Source organism: Gordonia sp. B8661-1, assembly GCF_059427765.1.
In genome coordinates this window covers 92,357-111,584 of the sequence record NZ_JCAHRL010000009.1, presented here as the reverse complement: position 1 = coordinate 111,584, position 19,228 = coordinate 92,357, and the positions used below count along the sequence as shown (strand labels likewise).

Below are 19,228 nucleotides of genomic sequence, written 5' to 3'. Positions count from 1 at the left end.
CCCCGGCCCACCGCATCACCTGGACTAGTGTCCAGTCAGCCGTCCAGGGGTGGTCGGCGTGCTACGTGGAGGATTCATGGAATTCGGAATCGTGCAGTTCACCAGCGATCGCGGACTCAAGCCGCAGGTGCTGGCGCCGCTCATCGAGCAGGCCGGCTTCGCGTCATATTTCGTGCCCGAACACGGTCACATCCCCACACGCCGCGACGCGGCACATCCCGGTACCGGCGACTCGTCACTCCCGGACGATCGCTACATGCGCACCCTTGATCCGTGGACCACCCTCGCGGCCGCCGCGGCGGTCACCGAACACATCCGGCTGGGCACCGCGGTCGCACTGCCGGTGCAGTCCGACCCGATCACGCTGGCCAAGACGCTCGCCACGCTCGATCACGTATCCGGCGGGCGGGTGACTCTCGGTGTCGGCTTCGGCTGGAACCTCGACGAACTGTCCGACCACAAGGTGCCGATCAAGAAGCGCCGCACCATGCTCCGCGAATATCTCGAGGCCATGCGCGCACTCTGGACCGACGAGGAGGCCGAATACCACGGCGAATTCGTCGAATTCGGCCCGAGCTGGGTGTGGCCCAAGCCGCCGCAGTCGCCCATCCCGGTGATCGTCGGTGCGGCGGGCAACGAGAAGAACTTCAGGTGGATCGCGCGGAGTGCCGACGGGTGGATCACCACGCCGGGCGAGGCCGACATCGAGGGGTCGGTCGAACTCCTGAAGAAGATCTGGGCCGAAGCGGGTCGTGAGGGTGCACCACAGCTCGTCGTCCTCGATGTCCGGCCGGTGCCCGAGAAGCTGGAGAAATGGCGTGAGATCGGGGTGACCACGGTGCTCTACGGCCTGCCCGACGACAGCGTCGAGCGTGCCTCCGCCTACCTCGAGAAGCTCGCAGGCAAGCTGGATCTCGGGTCGGCCTGAGGGCTGACCCTACGCTGCGCCGGGATCGGCGACGAGACCGGGCATGAGGTAGCGGCGGACGTAGGCGAGCACGCGGTCCGGGTCGTCGGGATCGACGGTATTGCTGGGCACCGTGCCGAGGCTGATCAGCACGCGCGCAAGCCATTCCGAGACCTCGGTCAGGTCGTGCCCGGGATGGATCTCGCCGTTGCGCGCCGCGGCCTCGACGTAGGGATACCAGAACAGGCCGAGATCCGGGACGAGGCCGGTGATGCCCGCTCCCGCACACGCCGCGAACTCCTCGGGTTCGTCGGTGCGCAGGCGGAGGAGTAGCGCTCCGGGGTCGTCGTAAGCGCCCCGGCCGATACGCACGCCGGCCGCGAGCTGCCGATCGAAACCCTCGATGTCGTCGAGTTGGGACTGCGCACCGGTCCAGAACGCGGTGTTCAGACGGACGATCGCGGCACCAACGAGGGTTGGTTTATCGGGGAAGTGGCGATACAGCCAGGCGCGGGAAACACCTGCCTGTTCGGCGACCTGCTGCATGGTGGTCGATCGAATTCCCTTGTCGGCGAGCAATTTCTCGGCCGCGTCGAGCAGACGTGCGGTGACCGTGTCGCCGGGCTGCGCGGTGATGGGGGCCTCGCTCACGACCCGAACCCTAGCAAATTCACCGATCTCGGTGACACCGCGACATCCCATGCTGTAGACAGAACATGGAATCTGTCTACAGCCCGGCCGCGCACGGGCCGTTCGGTGAGGAACCATGAGCACATACCTTCCGCGTACCGCGATCATCGGGGCCGGCATCAGCGGGCTCACGGCAGGAAAGATGCTCGCCGACTACGGCGTGCCCTACACCTGCTTCGAATCCTCCGACCGGATCGGCGGGAACTGGGCCTTCGGTAACCCGAACGGACACAGCAGTGCCTACCGGTCACTGCACATCGACACGTCCAAGCATCAACTGTCGTTCCGCGATTTCCCCATGCCGGAGAGCTACCCGGACTTCCCGCATCACACCCAGGTCAAGCAGTACCTCGACGATTATGCCGACGCCTTCGGGCTCCTCGACGCGATCGAATTCCAGAATGGCGTCACCCACGCGCGTCGCCTCGACGGCGGCGGGTGGGAACTGGAGACACAGCGCGGCGAGACGCGTCGGTTCGATCTGCTGATCGTCGGCAACGGGCACCACTGGGATCCGCGGTACCCGGATTTCCCCGGCGGTTTCAACGGCACCACGATGCACGCGCATCACTACATCGATCCGTCGACGCCCCATGACTTCTCGAACAAACGCATCCTGGTGGTGGGTCTGGGCAACAGTGCCGCCGACATCGCCGTGGAGCTGTCATCGAAGGCCCTGGGCAACACGCTGACCCTGTCCACCCGCTCGGGCGCCTGGATCGTCCCGAAGTACTTCGCGGGCAAACCGGCCGACAAGTATTACCACACGTCGCCGTACATCCCGTTCTCCTGGCAGCGGAAGGTCATGCAGGTGATGCAGCCGATGACGGCGGGACGTCCGGAGGACTTCGGTCTGCCCACCCCGAACCACAAGTTCTTCGAAGCACATCCGACGCAATCGGTGGAACTGCCGCTCCGGCTGGGTTCCGGCGATGTGATCCCCAAACCGAACATCACGCGATTCGACGGCGACACAGTCCATTTCGAGGACGGCACCTCCGACGACTTCGACATCATCATCTACGCCACGGGATACAACATCACCTTCCCGTTCTTCGACCCCGACTTCATCAGCGCCCCGGACAACCGGATCGACCTGTACAAGCGGATCTTCTATCCCGGCATCGACGACCTGATGTTCGTGGGCTTCGCGCAGGCGACACCGACCCTCTTCCCATTCGTCGAATCCCAGGCGAGGCTCGTCGGCGCCTACGCGGTGGGACGCTACCGACCACCGACCGTGGACGAGATGCATCGAGGCATCAAGGCGGACACCGAGCTGTACATGGGCCACATCCTGGACCGACCACGGCACACCCAGCAGCTCGACTATTACCTGTACGAACACAACATGCGCGCCAAGGAGATTCCCGCGGGCGTGAAACGCGCTGCCACGCAGGGGCCGCCGACCTGGGCTCGTGTCGCCGACCTGCCCACCGACGATCTCGCCGCAACCGAGGTGACCGCATGACCGCCCAGGCAACGACAAACCGGCAGACACTGCGCTTCGACTCACACGGAACCCGGTGTGAGGCATGGTTCTACCCCGGCGCCGAGAACTCACCCTTCGAAGGGCCGTCGGGCCGTCCGGCGGTGGTGATGGCCCACGGCTTCGCGGGCACCAAGGATTCCGGTCTCGACGCCTATGCCCGACGGCTCGCCGCAGCCGGCCTGGCCGTGCTGGCCTTCGACTACCGCGGCTTCGGCGCCTCGGACGGCGAACCGCGACAAACGATTTCGATGTCCGGTCAGGCCGACGACTATCGGGCCGCCATCGCGGCGGCCGCGGCGCAACCCGGCGTCGACGGATCGCGGATCATCCTGTGGGGCTTGTCGCAATCCGGTGGTCACGTGCTGTCGGTGGGCGCCGATCGTGACGACGTCTGCGCGGTCATCTCGATGGTGCCGCTGATCAGTGGCCTGGCCGCGGGCGTGCATCATTACCCGCAGGTCGGCGCGGTCGGCATGGCGAGGTCCACGCTGGCCGGGATCGGCAGCGCCATCGCGGGCAAGCTGGGGCGTCCGGGCACGATGATGCGGGTCGTCGGTCGGCCGGGGGAGAAGGCCGCGCTTACGTCGCCGGGCTTCTACGAGGACTACCTCGCGATCGCGGGGCCGACGTGGCGCAACGAGATCGACGCGTCGATCGGTCTGGAACTCGGCAGCTATCGGGCCGACAAACACGCCGATCGCATCAACGCTCCGGTGCTCCTGCAGATCGCGGACTTCGATCAGGGCGCGCCGCCGCAGGCCGCCGTCAAGGCCGGTGTGAAGGCGCGCGCCGAGGTGCGGCACTACCCCTGCGATCACTTCGACATCTTCGAGGGTCGCAACTGGTTCGAACCCGCTGTGGCGCACCAGCTCTCGTTCCTGAGACGGCATCTGATCGAGAAGGCCGGAGTAGTAGGATGACATCGCGGACGGCGGTCGTCGTCGGTGGTGCGTCCGGAATCGGCCTGGCCACCGCACGGGCATTGGCCGCCGACGGCTTCGACGTGGTGATCGCCGACGTCAACGTCGACGCGGCACACACGGCCGCCGACGATCTGGGCGCCCGCGCGCTCGCGATGGACGTCACCGACGAGGAATCGGTGCGGGCCGGATTCGCCTCCGTCGACGATCTCCACGTCATCGTCAGCTGCGCCGGACTCGCCATGCCCGGCGCGATCACCGAACTGCCGCTGGAGCAGTGGCAGACCACCGTCGACGTCTGCTTGACCGGCAGCTTCCTGGTGCTCAAACACGGCGGGCAACGGATCGTCGACGGCGGCAGCATCGTGGTGATCTCGTCGCTGAACGGCAGACAGCCCGGAACCGCCATGGGGGCCTACTGCGCCTCGAAGGCCGGCGTGACGATGCTCGTCGAAGTCGTCGCACTCGAGTTGGCGCCCAGGCGAATCCGAGTCAACGCGATCCAGCCGGGCGTCGTCGACACCCCGCTGACCGCCGGGCTCGCACTCATCCCCGGCCTCACCGACGAGTACGTGGAGAACACGCCACTCGGCCGCGTCGGGCAGCCGTCCGACATCGCCTCGGTCGCCGCCTTCCTGGCCTCCGACCGTGCCGGCTGGATCACCGGATCCGCCTTCGACGTCAACGGCGGCGCCCACCTGCAGCGCTACCCGGACGTGCTGGGCCGCGTGCGTGCGCTCAGCGAACCGGACCCGTAGCGACAACACGCGAACTGCGTGCGCACCACGACATTGGTTGGCGCGGTCAGGGGTTGCGGCGCAGGACGCGGAGCGAGCCTTCGGCGCGGACCTCGGCGAAGTGCCCGGAATCGATGGCCTGGCGATAGATCTCGTACGGCGGACGGCCGCCGTCGGCGGGATCCGGGAAGACATCGTGGATGAGCAGGGCGCCGTTGGGTCGAACCCACGGTGCCCAGCCGTCGAGATCGTTCTGGGCGGCCTCCATGCTGTGTCCACCGTCGATGAACACGAAGTCGGCGGGCGTGCCCCAGACCTTCGCAGCGACCGTCGATGGCGCGAGCATGCCGATGACGGTGCCCTCGAGTCCGGCGTCGAACATGGTGCGGCGGAAGCGGGCCGACGTGTCGAGGGTCCCGGTGTGCGGGTCGACGAGGCCGGTGTCGTGGTACTCCCAGCCCGGTTGATGCTCCTCGGACCCGCGATGGTGATCGACGGTCACGATGGTGGCGCCGTGTGCCTCGGCCGCCGCGCCGAGGAAGACCGTCGACTTGCCGCAGTAGGTGCCGATCTCGATACCGAGACCGACCGAATCCGGTTGCGACAGATACTCTCCGGCGATCTCGAACAGCGTGAGCGCCTCATCGGTCGGCATGAAGCCGGGAGCTTCCTCGGCCACGCGCAGTCGTTCGGGGGACGGGGCATTCGGCGTCGGCGCCGACGAGTCGGTCATACGACGATCCTATCGGTGCCACCGGGAGCACCTGTAAGCCGAGTCACAGTAAGGTGAGGCGTATGAAAGCCCAAGTACTCACCGCAGAGACCGGACCCGCCGGACTGGAGCTGACCGATGTTCCCGATCCCACGCCGACGGAGGGACAGGTGCTCGTCGACATCAAGTCGTGCGGGGTCTGCTTCCCCGACCTGCTGATGAGTCAGGGCAAGTATCAGTTGCGTCTGCCCACCCCGTTCACCCCGGGCACCGAGGTGGCCGGCGTGGTCCGCGAGGCGCCCGAGGGCTCGTCGTTCCAGCCGGGTGACAAGGTGCTCGTCGCGTCCATCGTCGGTGGTTTCGCCGAGCAGGTCGCGGCAATGCCCGAACAGTTGTTGCCGCTGCCCCAGGGCCTGAGCTTCGATCAGGGCGCGGCCATGGGCATCAACTATCAGACCGCGCTGTTCGCACTGAAGATCCGCGCGCAGACGGCACCCGGCGAGATCGTCGGCGTGCTGGGCGCAGCCGGTGGCGTCGGCACCGCATCGATCATGGTGGCCAAGGCGATGGGGGCGAAGGTCATCGCGATCGTCCATCGCACGGGCGCCGAAGAATTGCTGCGCAGCGCCGGCGCCGATCACATCGTGCAGCTCGAAGAGGGCTGGGGCGACGAACTGAAGAAGATCGCCCCCGAGGGCGTCGACGTGATGATCGACCCCTCCGGCGGCGAGGTCTTCGACGAGGCGCTGCGGCAGGTCGCACCCGACGGCCGCTACGTGGTCATTGGATTCGCGGCGGGTGGCATCCCCACGGTGAAGCTGAACCGGGTGCTGTTCCGCAACATCGCGATCGTCGGTGCCGCCTGGGGCGAATACGTGCGCACCCATCCGGGCGTGCCCGAACTGCTGCACGACGAACTGACCGAAATGATCGACGCGGGCCTCGCGCCGCAGGTCAACGTCACGTACTCCCTCGATCAACTGCCGCAGGCGTTGACCGATCTCGCCGAAGGGCGGATCCTGGGCAAAGCAGTCGTCCACATCGCCGACTGAGGTGGCGCGGACGGGAGAACCCCTACCGAGGAGCATCCATGTGCCGCAACATCACGGAACTACGCGGACTCGAACCCGCCGCCACGGATGAGGAGATCGAGGCCGCGGCCCGTCAATACATCCGCAAGGTGAGCGGGATCCGTCATCCGTCGGCCGCCAACGAGGAGGCCTTCGAGGCGGCGGTCCGCGCCGTCACCGAGGTCACCGAGGTTCTGCTGGACTCGTTGCCCGCGCGTCGGCAGCCACCGAAGACCGTGCCGCCGCTGCGGCGACCCGAGGTGCGGGCCCGGATCGCTGCGCGGTCGTAGCGGTCTACATCCGGTATTCGAACGGGATTCGCAGCACGGTCCCGATGTTCAGCATGTCGGGATCCGGGACGATGTCGCGGTTTGCGGCATGCAGACCCGGCCATCGATTGCCATCGCCGTACTCCCGCTCGGCGATGGCGAACAAGGTATCGCCCTTGACCACGGCGTACGGACGAATGCCACCGAAGTTCCCGGCGACGACCTTCTCGCCGAAGGTGATCGGAATGCTGACCCGAAGCTCGCGGGCGGGGTCGCCACTCGGATTCTCCGCGATCACCGTCACGGTCCCGTAGAGCGATGCCGGTTCGGCGGCACCGAGCGGGACCTCGAAGACCGTGAAACCGAAGCCGGCCGAGCTGCGGATGGCATTCGAGTTCAGCACCGAGCCGTCGGCGTTCGCGATCTCCACCCGCCCGAGTACGCCTTCGTTGAAGACTCCGAATCCGGTGATCGTGAACCAGCCGGGCAAAACATCGAACGGTCGCGGGGACCGGACGGACAAACGGTCGAAAGTAGCCATGATGTGTCTCCTGAGGGTGCGATGAGGTGGGGCACCTCGATGGTCTGCCCGGCAGCCGCACGCAGCGTGAGTAGCGCGCTACCCGAATATCGACGTACTACTTCCGACCACGCTGCGCGGAATGTTTGGGAGTAAGCCGTGTCCGCTCGCTACGGTGCTCTGGTGAAAGTCTTTCGTTCGGACTACGAGCCGCGAACACCGCGCACCCATCGGGTGATCGCGATGCTGGTCGTGATGGCCGTCATCGGCATGGTCACCGCCCTGGGAGCGCCACGTGCCGTGGCGGCACCGGCGGACAACTGTGCGCCGGCCGGCGTCGCATCGGCGTCGGCCGCACCGACGAACCTGGCCGCGGCCGCGCAGGGTGGCGAGGACCGCTACACCACCCCGACGACCACGCCCGTCGATCAGATCGACGTCAACGCACTCGGTCTGCTGGCGCCCGGAGTCATCTCGGTGGGCACGCTGTCCGATGCCGGTCCGAGTATCTGTGTCAACGGCGAAGGCAACTTCACCGGATTCGACAACGAACTCCTCAAGGCCATCGCGGCGAAGCTCGGATTGCGAATCCAGTTCTCCGGCACCGAGTTCTCCGGCCTGCTGGCCCAGGTGGCCAACAACAGATTCGATGTCGGCTCGTCGTCCATCACCACCACCGACGATCGCCGCAAGACCGTCGACTTCACCAATGGCTATGACTTCGGGTACTTCTCGCTCGTCGCGCCGACGGGCGGCCCGATCAAGGGCTTCGGCGACCTGTCCGAATCCACGCGCATCGGCGTCGTCCAGGGCACCGTGCAGGACGACTATGTCGTCAACACACTCAAGCTCGATCCGGTCAAGTTCCCGGACTACGCAACGGCTTACGCGAATCTGAAGACCAATCAGATCGACGCCTGGGTGGCGCCGTCACAACAGGCCGAAGGAGCGGTGCGGCCCGGTGACGGGATCTCCATCGTCGAGAACACCTTCAGCGTCAACAACTTCGTGGCGTGGGCGGTCGGCAAGGGCAAGCCGAAACTGGTCGAGGCGCTCAACTCGGGGCTGGACGCGGTGATCGCCGACGGCACCTACGCCAAGCTCTACAGCGACTGGGTTCCCCGCGAACTGCCGGACGGATGGAAGCCCGGCAGCAAGGCCGCGCCGAAACCGGACCTGCCGGACTTCGCGGCCATCGCGAAAGAGAACGCCGCCTCGGCCGAGCCGGAGAAGGCGCAGGCACCGAAGAGCACTCTCGCGCAACTCGGGGACACGTTCTTCAACTGGGATCTCTACAAGGAGTCCTTCCCCGATCTGATCAAGACGGGCCTGATCAACACGCTCATCCTGTCGCTGGTCTCCGGTGTGCTCGGCACGATCCTCGGCATGCTGCTCGCGGTCGCCGGCATCTCCCGCTCCCGGTGGCTGCGCTGGCCCGCCCGCGTATACACCGACATCTTCCGCGGACTGCCCGCCGTCGTGGTGATCCTGATCGTCGGCCTCGGGATCGGCCCGGTCGTCAAGGGCATCACCGGCAACAACCCGTACTGGCTCGGTGCGGTGGCGTTGTCACTGCTCGCCGCGGCCTACATCGGCGAGATCTTCCGGTCCGGTATCCAGAGCGTCGACGACGGACAACTCGAGGCCTCACGCGCCATCGGCTTCAGTTACCGGCAGTCGATGCGGCTCGTCGTCATCCCGCAGGGTGTGCGACGGGTGTTGCCCGCCTTGATGAATCAATTCATCAGCCTCATCAAGGACAGCTCTCTGGTCTACTTCCTCGGACTGCTGGCGAGTCAGCGTGAACTCTTCGCGGTGGGCCGGGACCTGAACGCGCAGACCGGAAACCTGTCACCACTGGTCGCCGCGGGCATCGTCTACCTGGCGCTCACCATCCCGCTCACGCACCTGGTCAACTACATCGACCGGCGCCTGCGTACCGGCAAATCCGCCGACGCCGAGCCACTGCCGGCCACCGTCGACGAGAAGGGCTGACCGTGACCGAATCCGCCGTCCCCGCAAGCGAAGCCGTCTCCCTGACGGGTCGCGACCTGCACCTGTCCTTCGGCAACAACCATGTGTTGCGCGGCGTCGACATCCAGGTCGATGCCGGATCCACCACCACCGTCATCGGGCCGTCCGGGTCCGGAAAGTCGACGCTCCTGCGTGTCCTGAACCGTCTGCACGAACCCGACAGCGGCGACATCCTGCTGGACGGTCGCTCGGTGCTGAAGGACAACCCGGACGAACTGCGACGCCGAATCGGCATGGTGTTCCAGCATTTCAACCTCTTCCCGTTCATGTCGGCCGTGGACAACATCGCGCTCGGTCCGCGTAAGCTGCGCGGCCTCAGCAAGGACGAGGCCAGGGAGTTGGCGCTCGACCAACTCGACATCGTCGGACTGCGCGCCAAGGCCGATGCGCGACCGGCGAGCCTCTCCGGCGGTCAGCAGCAACGCGTCGCCATCGCACGTGCGCTCGCCATGAGTCCACAGGTGATGTTCTTCGACGAGGCGACCTCGGCGCTCGACCCGGAGCTGGTGAAAGGCGTGCTGGCGCTGATGGCCGACCTGTCCGAACAGGGCATGACGATGGTCGTCGTCACGCACGAGATGGGTTATGCGCGTACTGTTTCCGACAGTGTGCTCTTCATGGATCACGGTACGGTCGTGGAAACCGGCGCGCCGGAACAGATCTTCGAGGGCGCGGAATCCGAACGGCTGCGGACCTTCCTGTCCCAGGTTCTCTGACTAGGCGCCGACGCCGAAGAGGCGGGCGGCGTTGTCGTGGAGCACGCCCCGGGCCCAGTCGTCGCCGCAGTCCATGCGGATCACGGCATCGAGCGCGTGGGTATAGGTGTAGGGGATGTTCGGGAAGTCGCTGCCGAACAGAATGCGGTCGCCCACATCGAGCAACTGCGCGTGTGACGTGGCGGGGAAGGGCGCGTCCTCCTCGGCGAAGTCGGTGAAGGCCATCGTGGTGTCGAGATGGACGTTCGGGTAGTCGACGGCGAGGTCGAGGAAGTCGGCATACTCCGGCATACCCATATGCGCGATGATCAGGGGGAGCGACGGAAAACGCTGCAGCAGTTGGCGAATGGGTTCGGGGCCGGTGTGGTTGCCGGGCGCTGGGCCCGATCCGCAGTGGATGATCACCGGGACCTGGCTGTCGGCGATCTGGGACCACACCCCGGTCAGCAGTGGATCCATCGGTGAGAAGTCGCCGACCTGGATGTGGCACTTGAAGACCCGGGTGCCGTCCTCGATGGCGCGGGCGACATAACCGGTGGCCGACTCCTCGGGATAGAACGTCGCGGTGCGCAGGCAATCCGGATGGTGTGCGGCATAATCCGCGGCCCAGCCGTTGAGCCACTCACCCATATCGGGTTTGTGTGGATAGACGAGGGATGAGTAGGCCCGTACGCCGAAACCCTGCAGGGTGGCGACACGCAGGTCTTCGTCGGCGCGATAGGTGATCGGCCATTCGCGGCCGACGAGCGGACCCGCGGAATCGAAGTAGGCCCACACCTTGTCCATCACCGGCTTCGGCATGAAGTGGGTGTGCACATCGATCAGTCCGGGAAGGCCGAGTCCGGACCAGATGCCGCGCACCGCCGCCCGCTCGTCGTCACCGAAAGGGGTCGGGGTTGCCTCGTGCCGGACGTCATCGCTCACCCGATCGACGGTACCGCCGGTACCACTCATCGGCACCCGTCCGGCTGCGTGGCGCCGGCCGTTCGACGCCGAATCGGACATCGCATCGGAGTACGCATGTACTGGGTCGATCGTCCCGAAAGTGCTGCTCGAAAGGTTTTCTGTCTAGTTTTTTCGTTTTGCGGTCAGACGGAATTAGAAAACGTTACAGTTTTGCGCAGTCATCGCGTTCGGCCCGACGGAGGCTCGACGATGACCAGTCGGCGATCGGGACCTCTCGCCCCGGCTGCCGTTCGAGATATCTGAAGGGGCCCCACAGTGAAACCATCCACCTCGGTCAAACGCACCCTGCGTTCGGTTGTGACCCTCGGCGCGGCCGGTGTGCTCGCGCTCGGCGGACTCACCGCATGCGCCGACGATTCCACCGATTCCGGCGCCGCGGGCGATACCAGCGCGCTGCCGTCCAACCCGGCGACCGGTGAACCCATCAAGATCGGCTACATCACCCCCGAGGGTGGCGCCATCACGATCCCGCAGGTGCGCGAGGGCGGCGAGGCCGCCGTCGAGTATCTGAACAACAACGGTGGCGGCGTCAACGGCCACAAGATCGACCTCGTCGTCTGTAAGGAACACGAGGAGCCCGTCTCGGCGACCAAGTGCGCCAACCAGATGGTGGAGCAGAAGGTCGCCGCGGTGATCTCGCCCTTCGGTGCCCAGGGCGCCGTGATGGTGCCGATCATCACCAAGGCCGGCATCCCGTTCGTCTCGCAGGCCCCCGTCTCGCAGGCCGAGATGATGACTCCCGGTGCGTTCATGCTCACCGGCGGCATGGTGGCGGTCCTGGCCGGACAGGCCGCGACCGCGGCCAAGGACGGCGTCAAGAAGGTTTCCCTCATCATCGGTGACACCGGAGGCGCCCCGGCATCGGTGAAGGCGTTGGGCGAGCCGATGTTCAAGCGTGCCGGTGTGGAGCTCAAGGTCGTCACCATTCCGACCTCGGTTGCCGATCCGACGCCGCAGCTGACCGCCGGGCTGGCCGACAAGCCGGACGCCGTGTCCATCCTCGGTGACACCAACCAGTGCATCAACGCACTCAAGGCGCTGCAGACCGTCGCACCGGACGTGAAGAAGTACCTGATCGCGGGCTGCCTGGACAAGACCGTCACCGACGCGGTCGGCCCGGAGGCCGTCGCCGGTGCCAAGGCGTTCACCACCGTGAACCTGTACTCCGACGATCCGTCGGTGGAGCTCTATCGCAGCGTGATGGCCAAGTACGCACCCGACACCGACCCGAAGGGCCTGGCGTACATCGGCTATCAGGTCATCATGGCCTTCGCCGCCGCTGGTAAGAATCTGGCCTCCCCGGTCACCCCGGACTCGGTCAAGTCGATGCTGTCCTCCGCTCGTGACGTCCCGTTGCCCGCCGCCCCGGGCATCACCTTCACATGTGACGGCAAGGCATTCCCGCCGCTGACCTCGCTGTGCGGCAAGTCGATCATGGTCAGCGACGTGGCCGACGACGGTCGCTTCGAGAACTCCACCGTCGTCAACAACTAGTCGGATCACACGCCGGCCGCATGGCCCGGACGGTGAAAACCTTTCGGGCCATGACGGTTACGGCACCTAGCAATAGGTCGGGGGCCGTCTCGCCTACGGCCCCCGATCGAGGACTCGCACATGTCAGAACTGCTCGCCTATTTCGCCCTCGGGCTCGGCAACGGCGCCGTATACGCCGCGCTGGGGCTCGCCCTGGTGATGACCTTCAAGAGTTCCGGGGTGGTCAACTTCGCCACCGGTGCCGTTGCCCTGTACGCCGCCTACACGTTCGCGTTCCTGCGGCGCGGCGAGCTGCTCAACCCGATTCCGGGTTTCGATACCACCATCGACGTCGGCGGCCCGTGGGGTGTCCTGCCCGCGATGATCGTCGCTGTCCTGTGCTCGTCGCTACTCGGAGTTCTGCTCTATCTCCTGGTCTTCCGGCAGATGCGCACCGCGCCCGTTCTCGCCAAGGCGGTGGCCGCCATCGGCCTGATGCTGGTGATCCAGGCGCTCATCTCGTTGCGCGTGGGCACCAAGACGCCGAGCGTCGGTCCGATCTTCAAGCGCGACACCATCACCATCGGCAACTTTCCGGTGCCCACGGACCGGCTGTGGCTCGCCGCGGTCATCGTCGGACTCGCGGTTCTCGCCGGACTCGTGTTGCGCTACACCCGATTCGGCGTCGCGACCGAAGCCGCTGCCGAATCCGAAAAGGGTGCGCTGGTCACCGGATTGTCGCCGGATCGCATCGCCCTCGCCAACTGGGCGCTGTCGTCGGCGACGGCCGGCATCGGTGGAGTTCTGATCGCACCCATCGTGCCGCTGAATCCGGTGGCGTACACGATGTTCATCGTGCCCGCGCTGGCGGCGGCGCTCGTCGGCAATTTCGGCAGCATCGGGCTGACCGTCGGTGCGGGTGTGATCATCGGCATGTTCGGGTCGCAGGCCACGCGCCTGCAGAGCAATGTCGACTGGTTCCCCGATGCCGGTGTCGTGGAGGCGGTTCCGCTGATCCTGATCCTCGTATTCCTTCTCCTGCGCGGACAGCCGCTCCCCGGCCGCGGGGCCATCACCCGCCAGGATCTCGGCCGTTCGCCGAGACCCGGAAATCTTCTGGTGCCCACCGTGATCGGCCTGATCATCGGGGTTGCGGCGCTGTTCCTCACCTCCGGCAGCCTGCGCCTGACGATCATCATGACGATGATCTTCGGGATCATCGCCCTCTCCCAGGTGGTCGTCACCGGGTACGCCGGGCAGGTGTCGCTCGCCCAACTCACCCTGGCCGGGGTCGGGGCCTACAGTCTCAGTCGCTTCGCCGAACAGATGAACATCCCCTTCCCGTTCGGCCCGTTACTCGCCGGACTCGCCGCCATGGTGATCGGCGTGATCGTCGGCCTGCCCGCGCTGCGTGTGCGGGGCCTGCCGCTGATGGTCGCGACGCTGGCGCTCGCGGTGTTCCTGGAGGCGTTCTGGTTCCGGAACCCCAGCCTCAACGGTGGCCTGCAGGGCGCCCCGGTGGGATCGCCGTCGATCTTCGGTATCGACCTGGGAATCGGTGCGGGCGAGGGCTATCCGCGTATCGCCTTCGGGATCATGTGCCTGATCGTGCTGGTCGTGGTGGCCCTGTCCGTCGCGAAGCTGCGGACGAGTCCGCTCGGAGCATCGATGCTCGCGGTGCGCGCCAATGAACGGTCGGCCGCGGCCGCCGGAATCAACGTCGGCGCAACCAAACTGGCGGCCTTCGCGATTGCGTCGTTCCTCGCCGGCCTCGGCGGCTCGCTCCTCGCGTATCAACAGACTCTCGCCACCCCCGACACCTACACCGTGTTCGCGGGTATCGGATTGTTCGCGGTGATGTACATCGCGGGAGTCACGTCGGTGTCGGGTGGCCTGCTCGCCGGGCTGATGGCACCGGGCGCGCTGCTCTACTACCTCATCGACAGGTACCTGAACTTCGGCGACTACTACATGCTCGCCAGCGGAATCCTGTTGGTGCTGACCGTCGTCACCAATCCGGACGGCCTGGCGGGGTACCTGCACCGTATTCGTATCCCCGGTATCAGCGGACGGTCCGACTCCGCGCGGAGCGGGGGAGACAACGTCCCTGTGCCGGGTACTCCCGACGCCCCGCCCATCGGCGACGCGGTCCTGACCGTCGACGGCGTCACCGTCCGCTACGGACAGGTCGTCGCCGTGGACGACGTCACCTTCGAGCTGCGGTCCGGTGAGATCGTCGGACTGATCGGCCCCAATGGCGCGGGCAAGACGACGTTGATCGACGCGATCGGTGGCTTCGCGTCCGCGCAGGGCCGCGTCGTGCTGAACGGCAACGAAATCGGTGGCATGTCACCGCATCGCCGCAGCCGCGCCGGCCTCGGCCGCACGTTCCAGGACATCGAACTCTACGACGAACTGACCGTCGCCGAGAATGTCACCGTCGGCGCGGCGCGCGCTCCGGGTGACACCGCTGAGACGGTCGCCGAGGTGCTGAGACTCCTGCAGATCGAACACCTCGCGGACACCGCGGCATCGGACCTGTCCCAGGGGCAGCGGCAGCTCGTCTCGGTGGCGCGCGTGCTGGCAGGCAGGCCGCAGGTGGCTCTGCTCGACGAGCCGGCCGCAGGTCTCGACAGTACCGAAAGTCAATGGCTCGGTGAACGATTGCAGGACGCGCGCGCCCTCGGCGTCAGCATGCTCCTGGTCGATCACGACATGGACCTGGTGCTCAGCATCTGTGACCGGGTGGTCGTCGTGGACCTCGGCCGGATGATCGCCACCGGCACACCCGCGGAGATCCGCGCCAACGCCGAAGTCATCCGTGCCTATCTGGGCACCCCTGGCGCCGAACCGGATTCGGCGCCAGATCACGACGCGCAGAACCCGACCACGGAGGTGGCCCGATGACCGTGCTGGAAGCCGCCGGCCTCGATGCCGGCTACGGCCGTAACGCGCCCTGTGTGCGTGGACTCGACCTGTCGCTACAGCCCGGCGAGATCGTCGCGCTGCTCGGACCCAACGGTGCCGGGAAGACCACGCTGCTCATGACGCTCGCCGGTCTGCTGGCCCGCCTCGGTGGATCGGTGACCCTCGACGGCAGCGACCTGCCGTCCGGCAATCCGCGGGCCGCGGTGCGGTCGGGTGTCGTGCTCGTTCCCGACGATCGCGCGCTGTTCCGTCGTCTCACCACCGAGCAGCATCTGAAGCTGGCCATCCGTGGCGGTGGCCGTCGTGCGGCGGGCGAGGCCATCGATCGCACGCTCGGGTACTTTCCGTCGCTCAAACCACGGCTGCGGGTGGCCGCAGGCCAGCTCTCCGGTGGTGAGCAGCAGATGCTGGCGATCGCCCGGGCTCTTCTGCAGAGGCCGAAGGCACTGCTGATCGACGAACTGAGCATGGGCCTCGCGCCGGTGATCGTGGAATCGATTCTGCCGGTGCTGCGTGACGTGGCGACCGCCGACGGTACTGCCGTCCTTCTCGTGGAACAACATGTGCGGCTGGCGCTCGACATCGCCGACCGTGCGGTCGTGCTCGTACACGGACAGATCGCGTTGGAGGACAAGGCGTCCGATCTCGCCGCCGATGTCGGGCGCATCGAACACGCCTATCTCGGAGGCTGACCGGAAACCGGTCGTCGCGCCCTAGCGGACCGGTTGACACACCGGGCGTCCATCATCACCGTGCGCCCGCGCTCATCCATGCCCGTCCGGGCTCCCGACCGGGGCGCCGGGACACACGTCGGGGACTTGTCAACCCCGGGGACATCCCCCGGGGCGCTCGATCGACCCTATGGAGGTTCAGATGATCAGTAAACGCCTCGTCACCGCGATGACCGCGCTGGCCGCATGCGCGGCCGCGGTCGCCGCCACGCCATCGGCGTCGGCCGGACCGCTCGCGAACGGCTACAAGAAGATCTCCGATCAGGGGATGACGGTACAGACGTGGCGTGCCGGCGAATCGGCTCTACCGGGAATCTCCATGGCCGGCAACGGTATCGGACGTTCCGCCGTGCTCGCCGGAACCATCAGGACCACCCTCAGCAAGGGGCAGGGACGGCTGCGCGTGGGATACCTCGTCGGCTGTCAGGTCTCGGTAGGGACGCTGAGCGCAGGCCTCACCGGCACGATCAGTGCGGCCGGTCCGACCGCGACCGGCAGTATCTCCTTCCCGCTCGCGCCGGGACAGATCAAGGCCGTCCAGTTGAGTACGCAGCAGATCACCACGCGCGAGGCGCGATACCAGTACTCCGGGGTGGAGATCGAGGTGCAGGGCTGCGGTGGTGCCGCCCAGGCGCGGTCGTACGCCAAGGTCGAGGCCGTCGAGGGGTACGCGATGGGCACGCAGTACGCCAACAACATCGGCGGTTCCGGAGCGTATATCCAGTCCACGCTCTACGGCCAGCCGTTCAATCTGAACTGACCGCTCTACACCTGACGTAAGTACTAATTGCCACAAAGAACAAGGGACACAATGCTTTCAACAACCAAGGCTCGGCAGACCCGCGCAGCGGGCGCGGTCGTCGGTGCCGCAGCTGTCATCGCACTCACCTCCACACTCGGCGCCGGAGCAGCGGCGTCGGGCCCCCTGCCCGGCGGCTCCGTGACGGCGAATCTCGGCGGCGGAACGACGATGACGGCTCGTCTCGTCGAGGAACACGTCCACCGCGGTGCGGGCAACGTCGCCAATGTTCCGACCAGCCGCGAGGTGTGGGTGACGGGAAAGCTCCGCGTGTCCGTCACCGGTGCGGCGCAGGGCGGAATCATCAAGGGCGGCTACGTCGTAGGATGTCAGGTGCAGCTGTCCGGGGTCAGCAACACCGGCACCGGGACCGCCACGCAGTCGGCTGTGACGACGGCGTCCGCGGGCAGCGTGCTGACCCTAGGCCCCGGTCAGGCGGCCTACGTGCCGATCATCAGCCAGACCAACGCGATGCTTCCCGGCGACAGTGAGATGTACCGCATCGACGGATACCAGTTCGCCGGGAACCGTGCCTCGGTGGCGTACAGCCAGGAACCGCTGCGGCTGAATGGCTGTGCCGGATACGCACAGGCCCGCGCCCGCATGACGATTCAGGTCAAGACGGCCACCACGAAGTCCGAAACCGTGTTGTGGGGCAAGCCGTTCTCCATCGGCTGACAGAACGGTCACCGATCGCGTCGAAACGCGATGCGTGGCGCCGGACGCGCCGACGTCGCGTCCGCGAATCAGTCATCCGGCGCGCGCCCGTCATTGGGCGCGTGTTGGTGCTCGAGCATCGCGCGGATGAGGTTTTCTCTGTGAAGTTCTCAAAGGTCGTGCGCGGCCCCGAGAGTGCCGGGTGCGCGGCGAAAAGCGGTGCTGGTTGGGTCTTTGCAGTGGCGGGCTGTTGCCCCATGGCATCAAGCGGCGACGCCGTCCAGTCGCATGGTGCGGCGGTTGTGTGCGGGCAGTGGACGACGGTGAGGATCGACATCGGCCGGCGGGATCAGCCACGGATGCCGGTCGATTCCGAAGATGATCTCCCATTCGGTGTGATGGATACGGTCGTGGCACGACGGACACAGTAGGCAGCCGTTGTCGATGTCGGTGGTTCCGCCCTCGGACCAGAACACCACATGATGGATGTGGTTCCAGCCGGCGGGCGCGCTGCACATGATGCAGCACTCGTCGCGGATCATGATGGCTTTGCGTTGCGCCGCGGTGAACAGTCGACGGCTCCGGCCCATTTCCAGTGGAACGGTCTCCCCGTCGATGACTACCTCGGTGATCGCCGCGTCGCATGAAACGAGCTTGGCTGTCGCCTGGGAGACCGGACCCAGCCACTGCAAACGGGCCAGGTCCGGTGCGTCGACCGGAATCGTCATGGTCACATGGGATCTCACTGGTGTGGCGACCAACGGATCGGCGGTTGAAGCGGCGTCGACGATTGCCTCGAGAGCGTCGGCGCGGCGCCGAGCGGCGCTGCGTTGATCGGCGCGGCCGTCAGGTTCGGGGCGCGGCGCCGACAGTGATTGAAGTGCCGCGGTCAGCTTCTCGCCGAGCACGATGTCCAGGTCGCCCCGCAGCTGGAGCCGACCATCGGTGTTCTGCGCCATGGAGAACTCGTTGAGTGTCCGGTCTTCGGCGGACGGTAGGCCACCACACTCCCCGACGATCTCGTTGGCGATGGCACGAGCCTTCTGGGACACCTCGGACGGAGGCGCCCTGGAGACGGCGGTGACGACCAGAGCCCGTTCGTGAGTCAGCAGCTCATCCGGAGAAAGTCGTTGAGCTGAGCGTACTTTCAGATGCCTGACACCCTGGACGATCGCATCTATGTGTTCTGCCGACAGTGCGCCGTCGGCGCTGTATCCGGGCGTTAGTAGCAGTTCCGGCAGAGCGGCTCCGATGCGGAGCCACCGCTGGGCAGCAGCGGGCGCGGCGCCCATCTCGATCAGGAGCGATCGCGTGGTGCCCCCGGCCGTGCGGGCCAGGCCGATGCGGTCCAGATGCACGGCAAGCACCGCCAATTGATGGTCGATGGCGTTACGAGCCTCGATGAGCTGCTTGGTGGCGTCGAACAGTTGACGCTCCGTGGCGTCGTCGGCAATACGGATGCTGCGGATGGCGTCCACGAGCGTGGTGGTCATTGATGGCTCCCGTGTGGTGCGTGGGCGGGTGCGTCATCAGTCGCGTATGCGTCATCGGGTGTGGTCGTCGATCTGGATCGAGTCTACGTGGAGGGTCTGACAATTCGTCGGGTG

At 66.4% G+C, this 19,228-nt stretch carries 18 protein-coding genes; 13 read left to right on the top strand and 5 right to left on the bottom strand.

The window, feature by feature from the left end; translation table 11 throughout:
• Positions 1-76: 76 nt before the first annotated feature.
• Positions 77-928 carry an LLM class F420-dependent oxidoreductase gene (locus AC4JJG_RS17790; protein ID WP_495401798.1) on the top strand — a complete coding sequence of 284 codons (852 nt, stop codon included), beginning with the start codon at positions 77-79 and terminating at the stop codon, positions 926-928.
• 9 nt (positions 929-937) lie between these two features.
• On the opposite strand, the gene AC4JJG_RS17785 is transcribed toward AC4JJG_RS17790, so the two are convergent.
• Complete coding sequence (locus AC4JJG_RS17785; RefSeq protein ID WP_495401797.1) at positions 938-1,558, bottom strand: TetR/AcrR family transcriptional regulator; 621 nt, start codon at positions 1,556-1,558, stop codon at positions 938-940.
• 115 nt (positions 1,559-1,673) lie between these two features.
• Here AC4JJG_RS17785 and AC4JJG_RS17780 point away from each other — a divergent pair, with 115 nt between their 5' ends.
• From AC4JJG_RS17780 to AC4JJG_RS17770, 3 genes are read left to right on the top strand one after another with little or no spacing between them, the layout of a single operon-like run.
• Positions 1,674-3,068, top strand: a complete 1,395-nt coding sequence (locus tag AC4JJG_RS17780) for a flavin-containing monooxygenase (RefSeq protein WP_495401796.1) — start codon at positions 1,674-1,676, stop codon at positions 3,066-3,068.
• Positions 3,065-4,009 carry an alpha/beta hydrolase gene (locus AC4JJG_RS17775; RefSeq protein WP_495401794.1) on the top strand — a complete coding sequence of 315 codons (945 nt, stop codon included), beginning with the start codon at positions 3,065-3,067 and terminating at the stop codon, positions 4,007-4,009. Before AC4JJG_RS17780 ends, AC4JJG_RS17775 begins: the two co-directional genes overlap by 4 nt.
• Positions 4,006-4,767: an SDR family NAD(P)-dependent oxidoreductase gene (locus AC4JJG_RS17770; RefSeq protein WP_495401793.1), complete on the top strand. Its 762-nt coding sequence runs from the start codon at positions 4,006-4,008 to the stop codon at positions 4,765-4,767. The genes AC4JJG_RS17775 and AC4JJG_RS17770 overlap by 4 nt, the downstream gene beginning before the upstream one ends.
• 46 nt (positions 4,768-4,813) lie before the next feature.
• On the opposite strand, the gene AC4JJG_RS17765 is transcribed toward AC4JJG_RS17770, so the two are convergent.
• Complete coding sequence (locus AC4JJG_RS17765) at positions 4,814-5,479, bottom strand: class I SAM-dependent methyltransferase (protein WP_495401792.1); 666 nt, start codon at positions 5,477-5,479, stop codon at positions 4,814-4,816.
• Positions 5,480-5,541: 62 nt separating this feature from the next.
• On the opposite strand from AC4JJG_RS17765, the gene AC4JJG_RS17760 reads away from it, so the two are divergent.
• Together AC4JJG_RS17760 and AC4JJG_RS17755 are read left to right on the top strand one after the other, a co-directional pair.
• Positions 5,542-6,510, top strand: coding sequence for an NADPH:quinone oxidoreductase family protein (locus AC4JJG_RS17760; RefSeq protein ID WP_495401791.1), 969 nt, complete (start codon positions 5,542-5,544; stop codon positions 6,508-6,510).
• Positions 6,511-6,548: 38 nt separating this feature from the next.
• Positions 6,549-6,818: a DUF2277 domain-containing protein gene (locus AC4JJG_RS17755; RefSeq protein ID WP_495401790.1), complete on the top strand. Its 270-nt coding sequence runs from the start codon at positions 6,549-6,551 to the stop codon at positions 6,816-6,818.
• Positions 6,819-6,822: 4 nt separating this feature from the next.
• Here AC4JJG_RS17755 and AC4JJG_RS17750 read toward each other — a convergent pair whose 3' ends face one another.
• Complete coding sequence (locus AC4JJG_RS17750; protein ID WP_495401789.1) at positions 6,823-7,338, bottom strand: LysM peptidoglycan-binding domain-containing protein; 516 nt, start codon at positions 7,336-7,338, stop codon at positions 6,823-6,825.
• 222 nt (positions 7,339-7,560) lie between these two features.
• Between AC4JJG_RS17750 and AC4JJG_RS17745 the strand changes: the two genes are divergently transcribed.
• The gene (locus tag AC4JJG_RS17745; RefSeq protein WP_495401857.1) at positions 7,561-9,312 is read left to right on the top strand and encodes an ABC transporter substrate-binding protein/permease; all 1,752 of its coding nucleotides are present in this window, start codon (positions 7,561-7,563) and stop codon (positions 9,310-9,312) included.
• A 2-nt stretch (positions 9,313-9,314) separates the two neighbouring features.
• Entirely contained in the window at positions 9,315-10,067 is a 753-nt protein-coding gene (locus AC4JJG_RS17740; protein WP_495401788.1) for an amino acid ABC transporter ATP-binding protein, read from the top strand.
• On the opposite strand, the gene AC4JJG_RS17735 is transcribed toward AC4JJG_RS17740, so the two are convergent.
• Positions 10,068-11,021, bottom strand: coding sequence for an amidohydrolase family protein (locus AC4JJG_RS17735; protein ID WP_495401856.1), 954 nt, complete (start codon positions 11,019-11,021; stop codon positions 10,068-10,070).
• A gap of 267 nt (positions 11,022-11,288) precedes the next feature.
• Here AC4JJG_RS17735 and AC4JJG_RS17730 point away from each other — a divergent pair, with 267 nt between their 5' ends.
• The 5 genes from AC4JJG_RS17730 (at position 11,289) to AC4JJG_RS17710 (ending at position 17,642) form a co-directional block, all read left to right on the top strand.
• The gene (locus tag AC4JJG_RS17730) at positions 11,289-12,527 is read left to right on the top strand and encodes an ABC transporter substrate-binding protein (RefSeq protein ID WP_495401787.1); all 1,239 of its coding nucleotides are present in this window, start codon (positions 11,289-11,291) and stop codon (positions 12,525-12,527) included.
• Positions 12,528-12,647: 120 nt separating this feature from the next.
• Complete coding sequence (locus AC4JJG_RS17725; protein ID WP_495401786.1) at positions 12,648-15,413, top strand: ABC transporter permease subunit; 2,766 nt, start codon at positions 12,648-12,650, stop codon at positions 15,411-15,413.
• Positions 15,410-16,126 carry an ABC transporter ATP-binding protein gene (locus tag AC4JJG_RS17720; RefSeq protein WP_495401785.1) on the top strand — a complete coding sequence of 239 codons (717 nt, stop codon included), beginning with the start codon at positions 15,410-15,412 and terminating at the stop codon, positions 16,124-16,126. Before AC4JJG_RS17725 ends, AC4JJG_RS17720 begins: the two co-directional genes overlap by 4 nt.
• A gap of 181 nt (positions 16,127-16,307) precedes the next feature.
• Positions 16,308-16,925, top strand: coding sequence for an MspA family porin (locus tag AC4JJG_RS17715; protein WP_495401784.1), 618 nt, complete (start codon positions 16,308-16,310; stop codon positions 16,923-16,925).
• 51 nt (positions 16,926-16,976) lie between these two features.
• Positions 16,977-17,642, top strand: a complete 666-nt coding sequence (locus AC4JJG_RS17710; RefSeq protein ID WP_495401783.1) for an MspA family porin — start codon at positions 16,977-16,979, stop codon at positions 17,640-17,642.
• Positions 17,643-17,884: 242 nt separating this feature from the next.
• On the opposite strand, the gene AC4JJG_RS17705 is transcribed toward AC4JJG_RS17710, so the two are convergent.
• Positions 17,885-19,114 (bottom strand): HNH endonuclease, encoded by a 1,230-nt coding sequence (locus tag AC4JJG_RS17705; protein WP_495401782.1) that lies wholly within the window; start codon positions 19,112-19,114, stop codon positions 17,885-17,887.
• Positions 19,115-19,228 lie beyond the last annotated feature (114 nt).

Bases quoted from the DNA above. Each gene is read 5' to 3' on its own strand.
- AC4JJG_RS17750 (WP_495401789.1), bottom strand. From the start codon at position 7,338: ATGGCTACTTTCGACCGTTTGTCCGTCCGGTCCCCGCGACCGTTCGAT.
- AC4JJG_RS17765 (WP_495401792.1), bottom strand. From the start codon at position 5,479: ATGACCGACTCGTCGGCGCCGACGCCGAATGCCCCGTCCCCCGAACGA.
- AC4JJG_RS17760 (WP_495401791.1), top strand. From the start codon at position 5,542: ATGAAAGCCCAAGTACTCACCGCAGAGACCGGACCCGCCGGACTGGAG.
- AC4JJG_RS17775 (WP_495401794.1), top strand. From the start codon at position 3,065: ATGACCGCCCAGGCAACGACAAACCGGCAGACACTGCGCTTCGACTCA.
- AC4JJG_RS17780 (WP_495401796.1), top strand. From the start codon at position 1,674: ATGAGCACATACCTTCCGCGTACCGCGATCATCGGGGCCGGCATCAGC.
- AC4JJG_RS17720 (WP_495401785.1), top strand. From the start codon at position 15,410: ATGACCGTGCTGGAAGCCGCCGGCCTCGATGCCGGCTACGGCCGTAAC.
- AC4JJG_RS17745 (WP_495401857.1), top strand. From the start codon at position 7,561: ATGCTGGTCGTGATGGCCGTCATCGGCATGGTCACCGCCCTGGGAGCG.
- AC4JJG_RS17735 (WP_495401856.1), bottom strand. From the start codon at position 11,021: ATGAGTGGTACCGGCGGTACCGTCGATCGGGTGAGCGATGACGTCCGG.
- AC4JJG_RS17755 (WP_495401790.1), top strand. From the start codon at position 6,549: ATGTGCCGCAACATCACGGAACTACGCGGACTCGAACCCGCCGCCACG.
- AC4JJG_RS17770 (WP_495401793.1), top strand. From the start codon at position 4,006: ATGACATCGCGGACGGCGGTCGTCGTCGGTGGTGCGTCCGGAATCGGC.
- AC4JJG_RS17790 (WP_495401798.1), top strand. From the start codon at position 77: ATGGAATTCGGAATCGTGCAGTTCACCAGCGATCGCGGACTCAAGCCG.
- AC4JJG_RS17725 (WP_495401786.1), top strand. From the start codon at position 12,648: ATGTCAGAACTGCTCGCCTATTTCGCCCTCGGGCTCGGCAACGGCGCC.
- AC4JJG_RS17715 (WP_495401784.1), top strand. From the start codon at position 16,308: ATGATCAGTAAACGCCTCGTCACCGCGATGACCGCGCTGGCCGCATGC.
- AC4JJG_RS17710 (WP_495401783.1), top strand. From the start codon at position 16,977: ATGCTTTCAACAACCAAGGCTCGGCAGACCCGCGCAGCGGGCGCGGTC.
- AC4JJG_RS17705 (WP_495401782.1), bottom strand. From the start codon at position 19,114: ATGACCACCACGCTCGTGGACGCCATCCGCAGCATCCGTATTGCCGAC.